Origin of the sequence: Sphingomonas phyllosphaerae 5.2 (assembly GCF_000419605.1) — a bacterium.
In the GTDB taxonomy this organism is placed as follows: Bacteria; Pseudomonadota; Alphaproteobacteria; order Sphingomonadales; family Sphingomonadaceae; genus Sphingomonas; species Sphingomonas phyllosphaerae_B.
Genome location: NZ_ATTI01000001.1, coordinates 657501 through 677988, shown reverse-complemented (window position 1 = coordinate 677988; position 20488 = coordinate 657501). Strand labels below are relative to the sequence as shown.

General features: G+C 63.9%; 9 protein-coding genes, 2 tRNA genes, 2 rRNA genes and 1 pseudogene (1 of these 14 running past the window's edge). 7 read left to right on the top strand and 7 right to left on the bottom strand.

Features of this window, described 5'->3' with window-relative positions; all coding sequences use genetic code 11:
• The first annotated feature begins 57 nt into the window (after positions 1 to 57).
• Positions 58 to 561, top strand: a complete 504-nt coding sequence (locus SPHPHY_RS0103250) for a PEPxxWA-CTERM sorting domain-containing protein (RefSeq protein WP_022685270.1) — start codon at positions 58 to 60, stop codon at positions 559 to 561.
• A 146-nt stretch (positions 562 to 707) separates the two neighbouring features.
• On the opposite strand, the gene SPHPHY_RS19065 is transcribed toward SPHPHY_RS0103250, so the two are convergent.
• The 3 genes from SPHPHY_RS19065 to SPHPHY_RS0103220 all read right to left on the bottom strand — a co-directional run bounded on the left by SPHPHY_RS19065 (position 708) and on the right by SPHPHY_RS0103220 (position 4512).
• Positions 708 to 2078 (bottom strand): methyl-accepting chemotaxis protein, encoded by a 1371-nt coding sequence (locus tag SPHPHY_RS19065; protein WP_231370327.1) that lies wholly within the window; start codon positions 2076 to 2078, stop codon positions 708 to 710.
• Between the two features lie 462 nt (positions 2079 to 2540).
• Positions 2541 to 2867: a hypothetical protein gene (locus tag SPHPHY_RS0103225; RefSeq protein WP_022685267.1), complete on the bottom strand. Its 327-nt coding sequence runs from the start codon at positions 2865 to 2867 to the stop codon at positions 2541 to 2543.
• Positions 2868 to 3129: 262 nt separating this feature from the next.
• On the bottom strand, positions 3130 to 4512 hold the full coding sequence (locus SPHPHY_RS0103220; RefSeq protein WP_022685266.1) for a methyl-accepting chemotaxis protein: 1383 nt from the start codon (positions 4510 to 4512) through the stop codon (positions 3130 to 3132).
• 613 nt (positions 4513 to 5125) lie between these two features.
• On the opposite strand from SPHPHY_RS0103220, the gene SPHPHY_RS21160 reads away from it, so the two are divergent.
• The 4 genes and pseudogenes from SPHPHY_RS21160 (at position 5126) to SPHPHY_RS0103200 (ending at position 10652) form a co-directional block, all read left to right on the top strand.
• A protein-coding gene (locus SPHPHY_RS21160; RefSeq protein WP_156024961.1) for an IS5 family transposase occupies positions 5126 to 5883 on the top strand; the annotation gives its coding sequence in 2 pieces (ribosomal slippage) (positions 5126 to 5459 and positions 5459 to 5883; 759 coding nt in all).
• A gap of 10 nt (positions 5884 to 5893) precedes the next feature.
• Positions 5894 to 7933 carry an Eco57I restriction-modification methylase domain-containing protein gene (locus SPHPHY_RS21705; protein WP_419554964.1) on the top strand — a complete coding sequence of 680 codons (2040 nt, stop codon included), beginning with the start codon at positions 5894 to 5896 and terminating at the stop codon, positions 7931 to 7933.
• Between the two features lie 95 nt (positions 7934 to 8028).
• Positions 8029 to 8358 (top strand): annotated as a pseudogene (locus SPHPHY_RS19060) (ATP-binding protein); the annotation flags it as partial.
• A gap of 827 nt (positions 8359 to 9185) precedes the next feature.
• On the top strand, positions 9186 to 10652 hold the full coding sequence (locus SPHPHY_RS0103200; protein ID WP_022685265.1) for a serine hydrolase domain-containing protein: 1467 nt from the start codon (positions 9186 to 9188) through the stop codon (positions 10650 to 10652).
• Positions 10653 to 11021: 369 nt separating this feature from the next.
• Here the strand turns inward: SPHPHY_RS0103200 and SPHPHY_RS0103195 are convergent.
• Positions 11022 to 11097: transfer RNA gene (locus SPHPHY_RS0103195), tRNA-Thr, on the bottom strand.
• Between the two features lie 158 nt (positions 11098 to 11255).
• Between SPHPHY_RS0103195 and SPHPHY_RS0103190 the strand changes: the two genes are divergently transcribed.
• Both SPHPHY_RS0103190 and SPHPHY_RS0103185 read left to right on the top strand, forming a co-directional pair.
• Positions 11256 to 12479, top strand: a complete 1224-nt coding sequence (locus SPHPHY_RS0103190; protein WP_022685264.1) for a hypothetical protein — start codon at positions 11256 to 11258, stop codon at positions 12477 to 12479.
• Positions 12480 to 12542: 63 nt separating this feature from the next.
• Positions 12543 to 17171 (top strand): NAD-glutamate dehydrogenase, encoded by a 4629-nt coding sequence (locus SPHPHY_RS0103185; RefSeq protein ID WP_022685263.1) that lies wholly within the window; start codon positions 12543 to 12545, stop codon positions 17169 to 17171.
• A gap of 940 nt (positions 17172 to 18111) precedes the next feature.
• On the opposite strand, the gene SPHPHY_RS0103175 is transcribed toward SPHPHY_RS0103185, so the two are convergent.
• The 3 genes from SPHPHY_RS0103175 to SPHPHY_RS0103165 form a co-directional block, all read right to left on the bottom strand.
• A tRNA-Met gene (locus SPHPHY_RS0103175) sits at positions 18112 to 18188 on the bottom strand.
• A 50-nt stretch (positions 18189 to 18238) separates the two neighbouring features.
• Positions 18239 to 18353, bottom strand: a 5S ribosomal RNA gene (rrf, locus tag SPHPHY_RS0103170).
• 122 nt (positions 18354 to 18475) lie between these two features.
• Positions 18476 to 20488: ribosomal RNA gene (locus SPHPHY_RS0103165) — 23S ribosomal RNA — on the bottom strand (it continues 768 nt past the right edge of the window).

Sequence of the window (20488 nt, the reverse complement as noted above, 5' to 3'; positions counted from 1 at the left end):
CGTCATGGCTCCGCCCGGAATGGTTTGATATGGCCGCCCATAGAATTGGGGGGCACAATGAAGAAATTCCTTTTCGTGGCAGCACTTGCTGTCGCATCGGCAATGACGTCGGCTTCGGCCGACGCCGCCGTGACGTATCGCTTCGACGATCCGAGCCTTGGCGGCTTCACCTTGACCACCTCCGACTTTGCGACTGACTGGCTCACCGCGCAGGATGCGATACTGTCCGACTGCAACGCAGATGCGGGCGGAGGCACCTGTTCCGACGCGACGCTTTGGCCAGGCTTTAGCAGCTCGTTGGGCTCGCACGATCGCGTGGATTTCGGCATCAGGCGGGTGGAATGCGGCGGTAGTTGCTCATCCACGACGTCGCACGGCGTGATCTTCGAAGCTGGCGCATTCGCGAAGGAAGGGACGTACAAAGGTTCCTTCAGCAACGCTGTGCTGACCGTGAGCCGCGTCGCGGCCGTTCCGGAGCCCGCCACGTGGGCGATGATGATGTTCGGCTTCGGTATCGTGGGATATTCGTTGCGGCGGAAAACGGCCCTGCGCTTCGTCTGACGATCTCGCCCCGACTCGACGAAGGCCGCGGGGGCAAGCCCGCGGCCTTTGTGCAGGCCGGCAAAGCCGACCTCCGTTATGCAAAGCAGCCGCGGATGCCGTCTACCTGACGCACGACACCGGCAGTCTGGCACATGCCGTTGGGCTCATGCGCGCCGGGCGTGCGCGCGCGATGAGCGGATCCCCGCCGATGCACTATGGTCGCCGGTCGTGGCCCCGGGGAATGGCACGACTGCATCCTTGGCGAGCCGGAAGCGCCGGGCCTCCGCGGACATCCGATCGGTCTGTTCGGTCAGGCTCGCCGTCGCCGCCATCGTCTCTTCCACCATCGCGGCGTTCTGCTGGGTTACGCTGTCCATTTCTGCCACAGCCAGGTTTACCTGCTGGAGGCCGGTTGCCTGCTGGTCCGCTGCCGAGGCGATGCCAGAGACGAGCGTGCTGATGTTGCCGATCCGGCTGGAGATGCGGTCCAGCGAAGCGCCCGCTTCGGCGACCAGCTTCACCCCCACTTCGACTTGCTGGCCCGAGGCGTTGATCTTGGCTTTCACGTCCTTCGCGGCATCTGCGGAGCGCTGCGCCAGCGCGCGCACTTCGCTCGCCACCACGGCAAAGCCCTTGCCGGCATCTCCCGCGCGCGCGGCTTCGACACCGGCGTTGAGCGCGAGCAGGTTGGTCTGGAAAGCGATGCCGTCGATCACTGCGATGATATCGCTGATTTCGACGGACGATCGCTCGATCCCGTTCATCGCCTCCACCGCGCGCAGCACGACTTCGCCGGACTGACCCGCGTCCTCCCGCGCCTGATTAACGGCATCGTTCGCACGGGCGGCGCTGACCGCGGTCTCCTGCACCGTCGTGGTAATCTGATGCATGGCTGCGGCAGCCTGCTCCAGCGACGCGGCCTGCTGTTCGGTCCGCCGAGAGAGATCGTCGGCGGCCTGGTGGATGTCGTGCGCTCCGCTCGCGATACCCGCTGCGCTGGAGTTTACCACGGACAACGCCGCCGACAGGGCGTCCGCCGCCGTGTTGAAGTCCTCCTTCAGCGCAGCAAACGGCCCGCTGAGCTCCTCGGTGATGCGATGCGACAGGTTTCCGCCGGCGATCTCGTTCAGCCCGGTCCCCATCGCCAACGCCATCGCCCGCTGCGTATTGCACTCTGCCGCCGCCAGGGAGCTTTCGCGGAAACTCTCCATGGCCTTCGTCATGCGGCCGACACAGTCGCGGTGCTGCGTGTACGCCACCGGACTGTCCAGATCTCCCGCGGCAAGCGCCTCCATGCGCAGGACCGTGCTCACGTACGGCGTGCAGATCAGGTGGGACGCCATCAACGTGACGGCGACGACCGCGGCGAACAGCGTCACCGCGGCACCGATGAGCGGCGTGGATTGAGTAGCGGGGGCGTGAGCCGCGGCATAGCAAGCGATCACCGCCAGCGCGCCCGACAGGCCTCCATACACAAACAGCAGCACCTTGAATTTAAGGCGGATCGGCGCGATCTCTTTGAACCATTTCAGCATGGCATGCTCAGCTTCCGGCATAGCGACAGGATGCCAAATGATTGACGCCACTCGGTAAAAGACCGCTTAAGATGAACTGCCGAGCCGTTCGGGCTCGACTAAAGTCTAAGGGTAAGGGGCACCGCCCGCCGGATTATTGCGCATCGGCGCACGCGCGACACGATGGAAATGGACGATCCAGCCCGCTTGTCCGCGCGGCCGGCGCCGTTCCTGTGTCAGCCGACCAGCCCGGCTCCGGCAGCGATCGACACGCTCACCACGGCCACGATCACGAGATAGGCGGCGCCGGCGAGCCTGTTGACGCGGCGGGTGCTTACGACGGTGCGAGCGTACATGGTTTCTCCTCGCCCGGATGAGGCGTGCCTGCCCATAACCATGCATTGCGATCATCGATCCGCCCGTTCGCCCGATAAGTATCGGAGCGCCCTGCCCTTTTATGGAAACCGGCCGGCTTGGCAGGTATCAGCGGCAATATGTGCGGGTCTGTTGCGCGAGATTGATGTCCCCGCCGTTCAGCGCCACGTCCGCCGCTTCGCTGCACCGGCCCGCGGCGGATAGATCCTCGACCCGCCTCGGCAGTGCACGTGTTGCTTCCGCCTGGCTGTTCGACGCGGCGCGCACGCTGGCCGCCTGCCGATCGATCAGCGCGCGCTCGGCTTCCAGGCGCTGGGCAGCCATCCGGCCCGGTTCCTGCTCGCTGTACGTGGGCGAGCGCCCCAGGGTGCAGAGGTAATCCGCCGGTGTGCACTGCATCGGCGCGGCGGCCGCAATCAAGTAGGCCAGGATCATGGCGGCTCCATTGGTGAGCGAGGCGAGCGATCGCGCGCGCCTGATCTAAAAATGGGAGGCCGGGCTGGCGATCCAAGTCCCCGCCAGCCGACGAACAGAAGCCATCCCGAGCGAGTCAGCGTGCTCGCGTGCCAGCAAACCAGCATCAACGAACCACAAGTACCGTGGCATGCCCGTGGTGACGCACGCTGCGCAGACCAGCATGGATCTTACGCCACCCCGGTCGTTGAACGCCGCGACCTCCCCGGATCAACCGGGCGCGCTATCCTTGATCCTTGTAGGCAAGCTGGAGGACGCCCCAGTGCGCGCCGTTGACGTTGATCGAGGCAATGACCTGCTTCAGCAACACGACGCCACCATCCGCCAGGGGCCTGCGATACGCTTTAAGGCAGAAGGGTTTGGTGATCTTTACCTGCTCGGCAGTCTCCGGGAGGTGGAAGAACAGGCCGGCACGCGAATGTTCTTCGTTCCAGGCCTTGTCGCCGGCGCGCTGCGGCAAGGATCGCTCCGGCATGGCGACCGCCCCGAAGCACCTCCGGTCGGTGAAGCTCATGCCGAAGAAGCCGGCAAGCTCCCGGGCGGCTTCCTGATGCGGGCGCGCCAATGCCGTGATCGCCGCCATCGCGGGGTGGGTGAAGAGCGGCGGGTCCGAGCCCTGCACCGGGCTGTAAGCCTCGCGCAGGATCGTCGCTTGATCCAATTGCCCGTCGCGAACCACATCCGCCAGTCCGGCAGACACTTGCCGCGCCGCTTCGACCGCGAAGCGGATGTACGGCCGGTCCGGCGTGTCCGCGTCGCTCTCCGCCAGCATCTGCAGCAGGTCGTTGGTATCGTCGCTCACCGAGGTGACCCGCTTGGACAAACGCTGCAGGCCGCCCGCGTTGTCCGCCGAGGTTTCCGCCAGGCGGCTGAGGCCTGTCCTCACCTCGCCCACGGCGGACACCATCGAGGCGGTGCGATTGGCGACGGTCCCGCTATTGTACTCCAGGCCATCCATGAGGCTTCGGATCTGCGCGACCAGTGCCTTCACGTCCTGCGTGCCTTGATGGGTGGACCTCGCCTTGGAGACGCCAAGGTCCACGCGGCCCAGCATCGCTTCCGCCTGGGCGGTGAGCGTGCCGATGGACATGTTGATCCGCGACGTCGCCGACGCCGTTTCCGATGCCAGCTTCTTCACCTCGCCCGCCACCACGGCGAAGCCGCGGCCGGCGTTGCCGGCCCGCGCCGCCTCGATCGTGGCATTGAGGGCAAGGAGATTGGTCTGCTTGGCGATGGCATCGATCAGGGCTGTCACCCGCCCGACGTCCTCCAGGGCCGCGGTGAAGGCGTCCAGGCTGCCGTGGATCAGGCTGACCTGGTCGATCAGATCGACGACGTTGCCCATCGCCGTTTCGATCTGAACTTGAGAACTGGCCAGCAAGCCGCGAGCGCCGGTCGTGGCCCCGAGCGCCTCCTGCGCCGCATCCGCCACGTTCCCGGCATCGTTCGCCAGCCCGTTCGTCTGCAGGCCGACATTCTCGATCGTATTCGCCTGCGCAGTAACGCGGCTGGCCAGCTCCGAGATGTCGGCTTGCAGATCGAGCGTCCTGATCCCGAGCTCACCCGACCGGCGCGCTGCTTCGGTGATCGTTCGATCGAGTTCCACGGCGTCTCCTTTCGGAAACGTCGGTACGCCCTCATGATTAATGAAGCGCTATCAATGCCGTAGCGCATCGGCCGATACCATTCCCACCCATCCGCCCAGGCGCGCCACCAGCCGCGGGGAAACGAGCGAACGCCCGTGCGCTACGACAAGCGCACATGCCGGCCAACGCGGCGGGCGTGCCTGCTTTTATCTGGAAAAAAGGTGGTGCCGCTTACAGGACTCGAACCTGTGACCCCCGCATTACGAAGGCTAGTTACGGTCGCGCGAAAGCCAAGGAAAACCGTACCTTTATGCGCGCAATGACAAGGGTGAAGCCCACGACCCACGGACTACCCAAACCGGCTCGTGGCGCGGACAACCCCACTCCCTTGTGAAAGCGCTTTGGCTAGGCCAGATCTCGATTTGCGACCTGCGCTATACCTATTCTCGTCGCCTGTGCTGACAGAGCAATTTGGGACAGGAACTGTGTCCGGCGAACGATGCCCCACGGCACCGGCCAGTCAAACCTCGCCCCTGCGCGGATGTCCGCAATTGCCCCAAATCCGTACGCTACGGTCAGGACCCATTGATGTGAGCGCCGCGATCTGATTCAGGCCCCGTGAGGAGAGCGTGGATGAGCGACCTGTACTGGTTGACGGATGAGCAGATGGCGCGCCTGCAGCCGTACTTCCCCAAGAGCCATGGCAAGCCGCGGGTCGATGACCGACGGGTGCTGAGTGGCATCGTCTTCGTCAATCGCAACGGACTGCGCTGGTGTGATGCACCGAGCGCGTATGGTCCGCACAAGACGCTGTACAACCGGTGGAAGCGCTGGGGTGAACGGGGCGTTTTCCTGCGCATGATGGAGGGTCTGGCGTCAGCGGAGGCCGTGCCGAAAACAGTCATGATCGACGCGACTTACCTGAAGGCACACCGCACGGCATCGAGCCTGCGGGTTAAAAAGGGGATCTCGGCCGCCTGATCGGCCGCACGAAAGGCGGTATGAACACCAAGTTGCATGCCGTCAGCGATGCGGATGGGCGGCCCTTGAGCTTCTTCATGACCGCCGGGCAGGTCAGCGACTACACCGGCGCGGCAGCTCTGCTCGACGATCTGCCAAAGGCGCAATGGCTGCTTGGTGATCGCGGTTATGATGCGGATTGGTTCAGGGACGCCCTGGAAGCCAAGGGCATCCAGCCCTGCATCCCGGGCCGTAGATCGCGCAACGAGCCGGTCAGGTACGACAAGCGGCGCTACCGGCGCCGCAGCCGCATCGAGATCATGTTCGGCCGCCTGAAAGATTGGCGCCGCGTCGCCACACGCTACGACCGATGCCCAACGGTCTTCCTCTCCGCCGTCGCCCTCGCGGCCACAGTCATCTTCTGGCTATGACCAATGAGTCCTGACCCTAGATCCTGCCTGTGGGTCCGGCACGTTCCTCGTAAAGGCGATTGCGCGTATTCGCCAGAACTTTGCGCAAAAGCCGGAGGCGTTTCCGGGGGCGGAAAAAGGCCTCATCGAGGCGATTCTGAGGAACGTCGTAGGATTCGATATCAATCCGCTCGCCGTCCTCGCGAGTCGTACCAATTTCCTCATCGCTATACGCGACCTTATCCGTCACGTCGGCGAGATTGAGCTTCCTATCTACCTTGCCGACTCTGTGTCCACTCCGTCCGAGTACGAGGACCTCTTCACAAGCGCGTCGCCGGTTGCGCGAGTACCATGTGCAGCGACGAAGCCGCCTTTTTTGCTCGTTCCGCGGGAGGTTGGCGCTAGTGCAGCGACAGTTAACGAATTTACCCAGCTCATCGAGCACGCTCTGAAAGTGGGCCTCTCGGCCGACGAGTTTCTGACTGACCTGTCGCAAACAAGCGTAAGCATTAGGGATCGGAAACATTACGTCGAACTTTACGAGACGATGGCGAATCTTCGAGATGAGGGGCGGGACAGTATATGGGCTCGAATAATCAAAAACTCCTTTGCGCCACTGTTTGTTGGGCAGTTCGACATCGTGGTTGGCAATCCCCCTTGGGTAAACTGGGAAAGCTTGGCTCCTGAATATAGAAAGGTAAGTGCTGCCGCTTGGGAGCATTACGCGCTCACCGGGCCATTGCCGGGAAAGCGCCGCCAAAGCAGCTCCGCCTCTAAAACCGACGTTTGCATTCTTATGACGTACGTCGCTGCGGATAAGTATCTCAGCAAAGGTGGGCGCGTTGGGTTTGTCCTGCCAAGGACTATCTTCCAGTCGGAGACCGGCGGATGGCATTTCCGCAGGTTCGTTCTGCCGGGCGGAAAGAAACTCGCTGTAGAGCTTGTCGAGGATATCGACGCCCTGAAGCCGTTCAGGGGGCAGGCCACCAACACGTCTTGCGTGGCCGTATTCAAAAGCGGCGGTACGAACAAATACCCTGTTGAATGGAGGCAATGGCGTCCCCGGCAAGCTAGACAAGCTCAGGAGCTGACGCTGGAACGTGTCAAAAAGGCGAGCACGATCCGAAAGCTGCTGGCTGAGCCGATCAGTGCTACTGAACTGCAATCACCTTGGATCGTCGGCACGAAGGCAACGCTCTCGCTCCTGAGAGATGCGCTCGGTAAATCACCATACGCCGCGGTCGTCCGCGAGGGTCTCAACACGCGCGGTGCGAATGGTGTCTATTTCTTGCAAGCTAGCCTGTTAGCCGGTCGTCTCATGGTCACCAACTTGGCGCGCGAGGGAAGGAATGAACGCGTTCAGGAGACAACGCTGCCGATAGAAGACAGTTACATCTATCCGCTACTGCGCGGAGAAGATGTCTCGCGCTTCAAAGCTTCACCTAAGGAATACGTTCTTATACCACATTCGGCGTCCAGCCCAACATCGCCAGTTGTTTTTGCAGATCTTCCGAAGCTAACTCGCGAGTTCCTGTCTGAGTTCAAGCCCATTCTAAGTAATCGGAAGAAGTTCAGGAACTTCGATCCGGCGGGAAATGAGTGGCATGGTTTGTACAGCGTCCTCACGGCGACGTTTAGCCCCTATAAGGTTGTTTGGCGCGAGATGGCTGCTGGCTCGGGCGTGATAGCAGCCGCCGTCGCTTCACATCGATTGCCGCTTGGAGCAGAGAAGGTCGTCATGCCTGATCACAAGCTCGCGATTATCCCTTGCGATTCCGAGGCGGAAGCGGACTACCTTGCGGGTTTTCTAAACTCGAACGTCACCAACTTAATCGTGAGGTCCTACGCTGTTGCGACAGGTATTTCGACGCATATCTTGGATCGAGTAGCAGTCCCACGGTTTTCTGCCCGGAATAAGTTGCACAAGCAGCTTGCATTGCTTGGGAAAAGAGCTCGGTTAGGGAACTTGACGGTTGAGGAAGAGAACGAACTATCCTTTATAGCTGCAGAACTGCTAGGACTGTCGGCAGATGAGGCCGGAACTGTAGTCAAAGAGCTCGCAAAAATGTAATGTTAGGAGCCCATATCGGCCTTTATTTACGGGAGCTACGGTCGCTTGTCTCGAGTGACGTTTGATCATCGAGGTGAGCGTACCGGGCTGTGGTAACGGTCTTGCTTGTGAACCGGTTCGAGGAAGAAGCCCGAATCGGCAAGGCCCGGACCCTGGCTGCCCAGCTCTCTCGGCTCGACGTCGTGGTACTCGACGAGCTCGGCTATCTGCCGTTCGCCCGCTCTGGCGGGCAACTGCTGTTCCATCTCGTCAGCAAGCTCTACGAGCGCACTTCGGTCATCATCACCACCAACCTCGCGTTTGGAGAGTGGCCGAGCGTGTTCGGTGACCCAAAGATGACGACTGCCATTCTCGACCGGCTGACGCACCACTGCGACATCGTCGAGACCGGTAACGACAGCTGGCGCCTCAAGCACCGCCGCTGACGCCGGGGGATACCCGATGAAGGACACCTCGCGCTGGTTGCGCCTCCGGACGGGCTACGCCCGCCCTACGCCACAACCAGCGTGAACGGAGTGCCCGCCGCCATCGTAACGCTTCTCGAAGGGGTCCCTGTTCGACGCCGATAAGGGGTCCCGGTTGGACGCCTATTTACACTTGTGTCCGCTGTCGCGGACGCGAAGGCCGAAGCCGGTTAGTTTCTGGTCTCAGTAGACGCCCGGTGCTAAGTTGCTGCGCCGGGCAAGGTTGCCGTCCACGGTCGCGCGCTCGCCCGTCCCGCAGGCCAGCGAACACGCTCCGAACGGGTCCGGTAAGCCGCCTTTCGGGGCTACCGTGCAGCATTCCGCAGGCGTCAACGGTGGGCTGTCCGGTGTCTGGAAGATGGCTGATTTCTGCGGTCTGTTCCTCATTTTCTGCGGTTACACCGGGTAGGGTGTGCCTCCTTTTCGCAGCCGATGAACGAGCGTCCGACTGCGGGAAGCGGCTGAGCGGCGCTGAACGGCGGATTATGGGTCTCCTCAGCCCCGGAGCGGCTGACGGCCGCATGGCCCATTGTGGCCTTTCCCAGTGCTGTCGCTTTCCCGAAACTTGCTGCTTTGGGAAGCTCGGGGCTTTCCCATTTCTCCGTCTCCACCGAGCCGTTCCGGGAAAGTGCAATCGGGAACAGATTTCGGGAAAGTGGGTGTCTCGAACGCCTGTGGGTACGATCGGCGCGGCCTCTTTCCCACGTCCCGTTCCCCAATCGAGAAAGCCTGACCTCGACGCCGCAATGAGGCCTCGATTATGATCTGGTATTGAAGGGAAGCGAGCGATGAAGCGAGAATGGCTACGGCGTGATCTGTTGAAAACAGTGCCCGCGTTGGCTTTCTCTACGACGTCCATGGGGCTTCGCGCCGCAGTGCCGGCCGACCCGATCGCCCCCCTGCTTGCCTCGTTCCTGAATGATGCGAAAGCTGATGGCATCTCCGTCGCGATCGTGCGCGATGGGGTGACGCAATATCACGATGCGGGTTTCGCGGTACGCGACGGCGCGCTCGCCAGTAGAGATAGCGTCTATGAAATCGGGTCGATCACCAAGACCTTTACCGGACTGATCCTGGCGCACGCGATCCAGGAGAAGCGTGTCGGGCTGAACGACGATATCCGCCGTTATCTGCCGTCCAGCTTCGACAATCTGGCCAAGGACGGGCGTCCGATCACCTTTGCCGACATCGTCACCACCACATCTGCCCTGCCGAACAATATCCCCGATTGGGGTGGGGGGCTGGGCAACTCGACGCCTGCCGAACTCCCGCTACGCGTCACGCAATTCTATCAGAATTACACGCCGTCGGACTTCCTCCGCGATCTCGCCAAGGTGGAGCTGATCGATACGCCTGCCCGGGAGACGCGCCATTCCAACACCGCGTCCGAACTGCTCGGCATCCTGTTGTCGCGGATCTACGGCCAGCCCTATCCGACCCTGGTCGCCCGCTATATCGAGAAGCCGCTCGGCATGCGTGGCGGCACCGGGCCGATCCCGCCCACGCGGCTCGCAATCGGCTATGATGAGAAGGCGATGCCGGCGCTGTCGCTGCCGATCATCCTGCCGGCGGGTGGTCTGCGTTATGGTACGGCGGATATGGCCCGCTATCTCCAAGCGCAAATTGCCGCGCGTGATGCTGCCGTCGCACGGACGCAGCAGCCGTTGTGGGGAACAACGGACCATCAGGCGATCGGCTTCCACTGGATCATCGCCAAGGCTGCCGACAGCCAGCTCTATTATCGCCATAGCGGTGGCAGCTTCGGCTGCTCCAGCTATTGCGATTTTTATCCGGCTTCGCGCTACGGCATCGTCCTGCTGAGCAATCGGGGCGGCGGCGATGTCCAGTATCAGTTGGAACAACTCGCCGGCGTGATCCGTGCTGCCTTGCTGGGGCCATTTGTCGGGTTTGCCTCGCTGGAACGCACGCTGGAGGCGAGCGACTATACCGATGTGCCGGGCAGCGTCGCAGCTGCGAGGCGCCAGCACCCCGAATTGCACCTGAACGAGGACCGGTTGAACGAATGGGGCTATCGCCTGCTCTTCGCCAAACGTGCGCCGGCGGCCGCCGCGATCTTCGCCTATAACGCCACGGCGAACCCGGACAGCGCGAACGCCCATGACAGCTATGCCGATGCGCTGGCAGCGATCGAGGACAAGACCCGGGCGATCGCGGAATATGAGCGCGCGCTAAAGCTGAACCCGGGCAATGACCATAGTGCCGAGATGCTGACAAAACTGCGTAAAGGCACGTAGCGCGGCGGGCTGCGCATCCGGCTCAGGCTCGCCCAAGCCGGCGTAGCAAATTCCCGAAATTCGATCATTTTTGAGAAAGCTGGCGGGGCAGCGAGCAAGGCTGAGGCTCAGCACCTACTCCGCTACCAACATGAATGAATGGCAGAAGGCGGGGAGCCGAAAAGCGCCCGCGAATGACCGCAACTGGGTCCTTCTCGCTACCCTATCGAACGCCCTGTCCGCCTTGCCAGCAGATTGCGCCCAACGCTCACGCCCTTGAACCAGCCGGCTCACCGCATCCAAGCCAGAGCCGTTCCCACAAGGAACCCACGACGCACCCACGCCAAAGCGCGTTTACCATGGCCGCCGCCGTCTAGCTTGTGGAAGGGGTGGTGCCGCTTACAGGACTCGAACCTGTGACCCCCGCATTACGAATGCGATGCTCTACCAGCTGAGCTAAAGCGGCCTACGCGCATCCCGCAGGAAGCGTCGTGGAGGCGCCGCCTAGCACCGTGAAACGACGCTGGCAAGCGCTTCGCGGCTTTACCGTGCGTTTACCATCCACGGCGCAAAAGCACTCTTGCGATTCGGCCCAATGACAGGCCGCTCGCCGGGACGATGAGCATGGACACCGCGCGCGGCTACGACGATCTTCGCCAGGACGACGACCCCACCGAGGGCGGGGTGGGCGAACCGCATGCGCCGATCGGCCCCGACGAGCGCCGGATGCACGTCCGCGCCTACAATCACTGGGTATCCCTGCTGCGCGACCGTCCGTATCCCGCGATCGGCGATCTGGAGCCGGAGGGCATCGCCGACTTCGGCCCGCATAGCGTGCTGCTGGATTTCTCCGCCGGGATCGAGAACCCGTCGATCCAGTTCATCGGCCGCGCGCTGCGTGACGAATGCGCGATGGACCAGTCGATCGCGCGCATCGCCGACGTGCCGTCGCGCTCGCTGCTGTCGCGGCTGACCGATCATTATCTGCAGATCATCGCCAATCGCGCGCCGATCGGCTTCGAGGCCGAATTCACCGGCGCGCGCGGCCACGCCACGATGTACCGCGGCATCCTGATGCCGTTCTCGTCGAATGCGCAGACGATCGACTATATCTACGGCGTCATCAACTGGAAGGAACTGGTCGCCGTGGCCGACCAGCGCGGGCTCGACGCAGAGCTGGCCGCGGTCCTGCCCACGCCGCGCCACGATCCGCTGCCCGGCGGCGTCTGGGCGGACGGCCCGTGCGCCGCCGGCGGCGAAGAAGCGGCTCCGCTGACGCTCGACGATCGCCTCGCCGCCGCGCGCGAAAGCGCCGCCTCGGCACGCGCCGCGCGTACCCGCAGCCACGCCGCGCTCTACCGCGCGCTGGGCCGTGCACATGATGTCGCGCTCGCTGCCGCTGCCGATCCCGACCGGCTGGAGACGCTGCTCGTCGAGGCCGGCATCCGCCCGCAGGCGCGCGCGCCGATGACGGCGATCGCCAAGCTCGTCTTCGGCATCGACCATGACAAGACCCGCCTGACCGAGGCGGCGACCGTGCTCGCCTGGGCACAGCGCAGCGGTATCGGCGAAGGGGCGCTGGCGCACGCGCTGGAGCGCGCCGAAGGCGGCGTGAAGGGCATCGTCGCCGCCGAACGCGCCGCGCGCCAGCCCGACGCGGGCGATCGCCCCCTGGCGCTGCCGCTCGCCGACCGTGCGGTGCTCGCCGAACTCGCGATCGACAGCGGGCTGGACGAAGGCGCGCCGGTCGTGCTGCTCGGCCGCGCCACCGCAAACGGCATCGTCGTCGTCGGCACGGTCGGCGACGACACCCGCCTTGTCGAACAGGTGCTGCGCCGCCTGTCGTGATCGCGCGATGACGCAGTGCGGCAAGCCTTGAGATAGCCGCCGGGGGGGCGCATAGCAGCGCCTATGGCCGAAAAGTCTCTTCAGATACTGTCTGCGGCGCTGGCGGCGCGGCTCACCTATCGCGCGCTGCCCGGCGAGCTCGCCGGGTTCGGCGAGGAGAAGCAGGCGGAGGCTGCGGCCTTCCTGGCGCAAACCGCAGCGGTGCGCCCCGCCGGCACCCCGGCACTCGCGCTGGAACAGCTTCCCGGCGATGGCGCACGGCGGCGGATGCGGCTCGCGATCGTCAACGATGACATGCCCTTCCTGGTCGATTCGGTCGCCGCGGCGATCGGCGACCGTGACATCGCGGTCGATCGCGTCATCCACCCCGTCGTCCGCGTCACGCGCGATGCCGAGGGCCGGCTGACCGGGATCGAGGATCCCGACGGCCGCCCCGAATCGATGATCTACGTCGAGCTGGAGCGGGTCGATGCGCGCGATCGCCGCGCGCTGACCGACGAGATCGAGCGGCTGCTCGCCGACGTCCGCGTCGCGGTACGCGATTGGCGCGCGATGCAGGGCACGCTCGCGGCCGATGCCGGGGTGATCGACGATGTCGGCGGCGATCCCGAGGGTGCGGCGCTGCTGCGCTGGTTCCTCGACCGCCACTTCACGCTGCTCGGGCACGAGCGCTGGCACGCCGATGGCCATGCCGACACCATTGCCCCGCGCGGCATCATCGCCAACGAGCATGAGGTGCCGATCCTCGCCGACCGGTCGCGGCGGCTGGCGATCGACTATTTCGGCGCCGGCAACGCCGCGCCGCTGCTGCTCAAGTCCAGCCTGATCTCGCCGGTTCATCGCCGCGTCCCGCTGGACCTGCTGGTGGTGCCGATCCACACCGGCGGACGTGTCACCGGCCTGTCGATCCACGCCGGGCTGTGGACCTCGGCGGCGCTCAACGCACCGCCGCGCAGCGTGCCGGTGCTCCGCCAGCGCCTGGCCGCCAGCGAGGCGAAGTTCGGCTTCGATCCCGCCGGTCACACCGGCAAGGCGCTGACGCATGCCATCGCCACGCTGCCGCACGATCTGATGATCGCGGTCGATGCCGCGTCGATGGAGGAACTGGCGCTCACCGCGATGAGCCTCGCGGATCGTCCGCGGCCCAAGCTGGTGCTGGTCCCCTCCCCGCTCGGTCGTCATCTCTATGCGTTCGTCTGGCTGCCGCGCGACGAGTTGACCACCGCGCGCCGCGTCGCGATCGGCGAGATGCTGGCCGAGGCCGCGAATGGTCAGGTGCTCAACTGGTCGACCAGCGTCGAGGACGGCCGTGTCGCGTTGCTGCGCTACACCGTCGACCTGCGCAGTTCGGGCGTGCTGCCCGACGCGCTGACGCTGGATGCCGAGCTGGAGAAGATGGTCCGCGGCTGGGCGCCGTCGATCGAGGCCGCGCTCGCGGACGAGGTCGGGCCGGCGCGTGCCGCGCGCCTCGCGCTGCGTCACGCCGCCGCCTTCCCGCCGCGTTATCGCACCGGCGCGACCGCCGACGAAGCGGCGCGCGACATCGTCTCGATCGCCAACCTGGTCGACGATGCCGACCGCGAGGTGCGCTTCACCGCCAGCGGCGACGGCATCCTCCACCTCAAGGTCTATCGCCAGGGTGGACCGCTGGCGTTGTCGGACGCGGTTCCGGCGCTGGAGCATTTCGGCTTCCGCGTGATCGAGGAGATGCCGACCGCGCTGACCGACGAGGAACGCAGCTCGATCCACGACTTCACGCTGGAGACCAAGGCAGACATTCCCGCGGTCCTCGCGGCGGCCGACACGCTCCAGGAAGCGCTCGCACAGGTGCTCGAGGGCCACGCCGAGGACGACGGCTTCAACCGCCTGATGCTGGAGGCCGGGCTGTCGCCATCGGCGGTGGTCCTCTTCCGCGCCTGGTATCGCTACTTGCGGCAGGCCGGCATGAGCTACGGCCCCGCCAACGTCGTCGATACGCTCACCCGCGTGCGCGACGTGACGCATGCGCTGGTGGCGCGCTTCACCGCGATCCACGATCCTGCGGCGACCGGCGGTGCCGAGGCGGCGCAGGCGGTGATCGACGCCGGGCTCGATGCGGTGACCGGGATCGACGACGACCGTATCCTGCGCGCCTTCCGCGCCGTGATCGACGCGACGTTGCGCACGAATGCCTTTACCGAGGCCGCGAACGAGGCGCTCGCCTTCAAGCTCGACAGCGCGTTGATCCCCGGCCTTCCCGCCCCGCTGCCGTGGCGCGAGGTGTGGGTCTATTCCCCGCGTGTCGAGGGCATCCACCTGCGCGCCGGCCCGGTCGCACGCGGCGGGCTGCGCTGGTCCGATCGCCGCGACGATTTCCGCACCGAGATCCTCGGGCTGATGAAGGCGCAGCGCGTCAAGAACGCCGTCATCGTGCCGACCGGCGCGAAGGGCGGTTTCTACGCCAAGCAACTCCCCGCTCCGTCGAACCGCGACGCGTGGCTGGCGGAAGGCACCGAGGCGTATCGCATCTTCATCCGCACGTTGCTGTCGATCACCGACAACATCGTCGGCACCTCGGTCGTCCATCCCGAGGGCGTGACGATCCTCGACGGCGAGGATCCCTATTTCGTGGTCGCCGCCGACAAGGGCACCGCGACGTTCAGCGACGTCGCGAATCGGCTCGCGCTCGATCGTGACTTCTGGCTGGGCGATGCGTTCGCCAGCGGCGGGTCGCAGGGCTACGACCACAAGGCGATGGGGATCACCGCCAAGGGGGCGTGGGTCTCGGTCCAGCGCCACTTCGCCGAACGCGGGCTGGACGTGCAGTCGGAATCGATCCGCGTCGTCGGCTGCGGCGACATGTCGGGCGACGTGTTCGGCAACGGCCTGCTACTGTCGAAGGCGGTCAAGCTGGTCGCGGCGTTCGACCACCGCCACATCTTCCTCGATCCCGATCCCGATCCCGCGAAAAGCTGGGACGAACGCGCACGGATGTTCGCCCTGCCGCGCTCCAGTTGGGCCGATTACGACACCAGCGTGATTTCGACGGGCGGCGGCGTGTTCCCACGCGACACCAAATCGATCCCGCTCACCCCGCAGGTGCAGGCCGCGCTCGGCATCGTCGCCGACCGGCTGGAGCCGACCGCGCTGATCTCGGCGATCCTGAAGAGCCCGGCCGACCTGATTTGGTTCGGTGGTATCGGCACTTACGTGAAAGCCGCGGCCGAGAACAACGCCACGGTCGGCGATCCCGCCAACGACCGCCTCCGCGTGGATGCCGAGGAACTGCGCGCCATCGCGATCGGCGAAGGCGCGAACCTCGGCGTCACCCAGGCCGCCCGCATCGCGTTCGCCGCGCGCGGCGGGCGGATCAATACTGATTTCATTGATAATTCCGCGGGCGTCGACTGCTCGGACAACGAGGTCAACATCAAGATCGCGCTCAACCGCGAGATGATCGAGGGCCGCCTGTCGTTCGAGGACCGCAACACGCTGCTCGGCAGCATGACCGACGACGTCGCGCACCTCGTGCTGGAGGACAACCGCCTCCAGACGCTCGGACTTTCGATCGCCGAGGGCGGCGGCGCGCAGGCGCTGCCCAGCTACGTCCGCCTGATCGAGGTGTTCGAGGAAGCCGGGCGGCTCGACCGGCAGGTCGAGGGACTGGCCGGTAACACCGATCTGCTGCGCCGCACCGGCGAGGGCCGCGGGCTGACCCGTCCCGAACTCGCGGTGCTGCTCGCCACGGCCAAGCTGTCGCTGCAGGACGCGATCGAGCATTCGCCGCTCGGCGACGATACGGCCTTGCTCCCCGACCTCCACGCCGCTTTCCCGCGCGCGATGCAGGAGCGGTTCGCCACCGCGATCGACGCGCACCGCCTGCGTGGCGAGATCATCGCGACCAAGCTTGCCAACCGCATCATCAACCGCATCGGCATCCTCCACCCGTTCGAGCTCGCCGAGGAGGAAGGCGCGACATTGTCGGACATCGCGGCGATGTTCGTCGTCGTCGAACGCCAGTTCGATCTTGCCGCCTTGTGGCACGCCATCGAGACCACCGCGATGCCGGAGAGCGGACGGCTTGCGCTTTTCGACGAGGTCGCGGTCGCGGTACGCTCGCAGATCGCCGACCTGTTGCGCGCCACCGCACCTGGAACAATGCCTTCGACCGTGCTCGCGCGCCTGTCGGGCGGGATCGATCGGCTTGAGGCAGCGACTCCCGAGCTACTGCTCGACGAGACCCGTGCTCATTCGCGCCGCATCGCCGACACGCTCGAAGCCGCCGGCGCCCCGCACGACCTCGCGATCCGCGTCGTACGCCTGTTCGAGCTGGATGGCGCCGTCGGTCTCGCCGACCTCGGGGAGCGCGCGAAGATCGACGAGACGCAATTGGCACGCGCCTTCACCCGGCTCGGCGAAGGCCTCGGCCTCGACTGGGCGCAGGGGACCGCGACGCGCATCAGCCCCAGCGATCCGTGGGAACGGCTGCTGATCGCCGGCCTAGCCCGCGATTTCCAACAGCTCCGTCTCGACTTCCTGGGCCGCGGCGGCGGCGGCGATCCCGTCACGCTCGTCGACGAATGGCTCGCGCGCAATGCGGCACGTGTCGGGCAGTTCCGCGCAGTCATCGATCGTGCGCGCAACGCGCAGGCGCCCAACGCCGCGATGCTGGCGCAGATCGCCGGCCAAGCGCGCGTGCTGCTCGGCCGCTGATGCGGAGCGTGGCGGCGCATAACGCCTGCCGCCACGCTCCGCCTCCCGCACGCGCGACAATCGGGGGTTAAGATACCTTGAGTGCTGACCGACAAGACGTCGGCGGTCCCGGTATAGAGCCGCTTCGGCCGTGACCATTGGCGAACTTCTGCGCACTCAGCGCGCCTCGGCTCGCAACGCCGTAGGCGGTGAGAAGGCCCCTCCCGGGTATCGACAAGGATATGGCGCGAACCGGTTCGTCCGGACGCCGGCGCCATCCACCGGATTGTACGACGCGATCTATCGGATGCTGGTGTCTAGACTAGAACCGGCGAGGCTGCTGGTGGCCGGGTTGCAGATGCTCCGAAAGCTGTAGCGGGACAGGCCTTGCACCATGATCCGGCCACTGACTGCGACGGTCGACCATGACCTTGGGCTTGTTGAGGCTGCCGAGGCGGTATGTAGTACGGAATGCTGATCACTGGCGAGCCGCTCAAGGAGGCACACGCCACAGCCTGGTACCGAGCTGTCGGCGTTGCAGGGCGCAGCGAGACGTCCTGCCGGGACGTAGGCCCACCCACTCCGCGACGCTCGTTGCATCCGACACCCACACGGGAATGGAATACGTCCTGAACCTTGGAGAGGTCGCCCCGCGAAGCACAATCGTGCGGCGGCACATGCCGACCGCGACGACGACCATGCTCCCGGTGACGCCATTTATCAGCGGCCTGAAAATGGAAAGCACGTCAATAAGTTGGCAGGCTTGGCAAACCGCTGAACGACGAGACTGTCCGCGGCCGAGCCGCAGGGTTCCTGTCGACGCTCATCGCGACCGTGACGATCTACCCGAACGGTGATCACGGCCCCGAGGCGGAGGTGGTGGCGAAGGTGTCGGACTTGTTGGTCTGAGCCACAAACGACAATGCCGCCCCGAAGGGCGGCGTGGCGAGTTCTATAGCGTTGGTTGCGGGGACAGGATTTGAACCTGTGACCTTCAGGTTATGAGCCTGACGAGCTACCGGGCTGCTCCACCCCGCGCCGGGTGTTTTGGAGATTGTGATGGGTTCTTTGCGTGTGCTGGCTTCAATGCCTGGCGGCGACCTACTCTTCCATCGCTTGAGCGATAGTACCATTGGCGCGGTCGGGTTTCACGTCCGAGTTCGGGATGGGATCGGGTGGGACACCGACGCTATGGCCACCAGGCAATGGGGCCAGCATACGGGGGTTTTCCCTGGTTGTTGAGGCCAGGGAGGTTCAAAATCGATGCACATTATGATTTGTCTGGAAGTCACCCACATCCAACGTTGATGTTGGGGGTGTGTGCTCTCAAGCGCGAATAGGACGATTAGTATCGGTTAGCTTCACGCGTTACCGCGCTTCCACATCCGATCTATCAAGGTCGTGGTCTCCGACCGTCCTGAGAAATCTTATCTCGAGGGAGGCTTCCCGCTTAGATGCTTTCAGCGGTTATCCCGTCCGTACATAGCTACCCTGCTGCGCCGTTGGCACGACGACAGGTACACCAGAGGTACGTTCAACCCGGTCCTCTCGTACTAGGGTCAACTCCTCTCAAATTTCGACGCCCACGGCAGATAGGGACCAAACTGTCTCGCGACGTTCTGAACCCAGCTCACGTACCACTTTAATTGGCGAACAGCCAAACCCTTGGGACCTGCTCCAGCCCCAGGATGTGATGAGCCGACATCGAGGTGCCAAACAACCCCGTCGATATGAGCTCTTGGGGGTTATCAGCCTGTTATCCCCGGCGTACCTTTTATCCGTTGAGCGATGGCCCTTCCACGAGGGACCACCGGATCACTATGACCGACTTTCGTCTCTGCTCGACTTGTCAGTCTCGCAGTCAGGCGGGCTTATGCCATTGCACTCTAACAGCCGGTTTCCAACCGGCCTGAGCCCACCTTCGCGCGCCTCCGTTACTCTTTAGGAGGCGACCGCCCCAGTCAAACTACCCGCCACAGAGGGTCCCTGTACCGGTTTCACGGTACGAGGTTAGACAATAGACAACAACAGGGTGGTATTTCACCTTTGGCTCCACACCGGCTGGCGCCGATGCTTCAAAGCCTCCCACCTATGCTACACAGTTCTTGTCCACTGCCACTCTGAAGCTGCAGTAAAGGTGCACGGGGTCTTTCCGTCTAACCGCGGGTACTCCGCATCTTCACGGAGAATTCAATTTCGCTGAGCATGTCCTGGAGACAGTGGGGAAGTCGTTACGCCATTCGTGCAGGTCGGAACTTACCCGACAAGGAATTTCGCTACCTTAGGACCGTTATAGTTACGGCCGCCGTTTACCTGGGCTTCATTTCAGAGCTTGCACCCCTCCACTTAACCTTCAGGCACCGGGCAGGCGTCAGGCCCTATACGTCGTCTTGAAGCCGACTTAGCAGAGCCCTGTGTTTTTGCTAAACAGTCGCTACCCCCTGGCCTGTGCCCCCCATGATGGCTTGCGCCTACATGGGGCCTCCTTCTTCCGAAGGTACGGAGGCAATTTGCCGAGTTCCTTCAGGACACTTCTCTCAAGCGCCTTGGTATACTCTACCTGACCACCTGTGTCGGTTTCGGGTACGGTCTATACGGTGGGGCTATTTCCCGGGACAGTTTCGAAGCACGTCCAATCCGTTAAGGACGTACAACACACACCATCCGTCACACACCACCAGGCCCACGAATATTAACGTGGTTCCCATCGACTACCCCCTTCGGGCTCGTCTTAGGGGCCGGCTCACCCTGCGCGGATTAGCCTTGCGCAGGAACCCTTGGTCTTTCGGCGAGAGGGCATCTCACCCTCTTTATCGCTACTCATGTCTGCATTCGCACTTCCGATACCTCCACGACCCATTACCAGATCGCTTCGCAGGCTTACGGAACGCTCCGCTACCGCGTGATCAATGATCACACCCTAAGCTTCGGTGCACGTCTTGAGCCCCGTTACATCTTCGCCGCAGGAACCCTTATTTAGACCAGTGAGCTGTTACGCTTTCTTTAAAGGATGGCTGCTTCTAAGCCAACCTCCTGGTTGTTTTGGGATTCCCACATGCTTTCCCACTTAGACGTGACTTGGGGACCTTAGCTGTAGGTCAGGGCTGTTTCCCTTTTGACGACGGACCTTAGCACCCGCCGTCTGTCTCCCGAGTAGTACTCATGGGTATTCGGAGTTTGGTTAGGTTTGGTAGATCTCGCGACCCCCTAGCCCATCCAGTGCTCTACCCCCCACGGTATTCGCTCGAGGCACTACCTCAATAGTTTTCGCGGAGAACCAGCTATTTCCCGGCTTGATTGGCCTTTCACCCCTAAACACAACTCATCCGGTAACTTTT

What these genes read in the sequence shown, in the direction of transcription:
- SPHPHY_RS0103250 (WP_022685270.1), top strand. Translation starts at nt 58, where the DNA reads ATGAAGAAATTCCTTTTCGTGGCAGCACTTGCTGTCGCATCGGCAATG.
- SPHPHY_RS19065 (WP_231370327.1), bottom strand. Translation starts at nt 2,078, where the DNA reads ATGCTGAAATGGTTCAAAGAGATCGCGCCGATCCGCCTTAAATTCAAG.
- SPHPHY_RS0103225 (WP_022685267.1), bottom strand. Translation starts at nt 2,867, where the DNA reads ATGATCCTGGCCTACTTGATTGCGGCCGCCGCGCCGATGCAGTGCACA.
- SPHPHY_RS0103200 (WP_022685265.1), top strand. Translation starts at nt 9,186, where the DNA reads ATGAAGCGAGAATGGCTACGGCGTGATCTGTTGAAAACAGTGCCCGCG.
- SPHPHY_RS0103190 (WP_022685264.1), top strand. Translation starts at nt 11,256, where the DNA reads ATGGACACCGCGCGCGGCTACGACGATCTTCGCCAGGACGACGACCCC.
- SPHPHY_RS0103185 (WP_022685263.1), top strand. Translation starts at nt 12,543, where the DNA reads ATGGCCGAAAAGTCTCTTCAGATACTGTCTGCGGCGCTGGCGGCGCGG.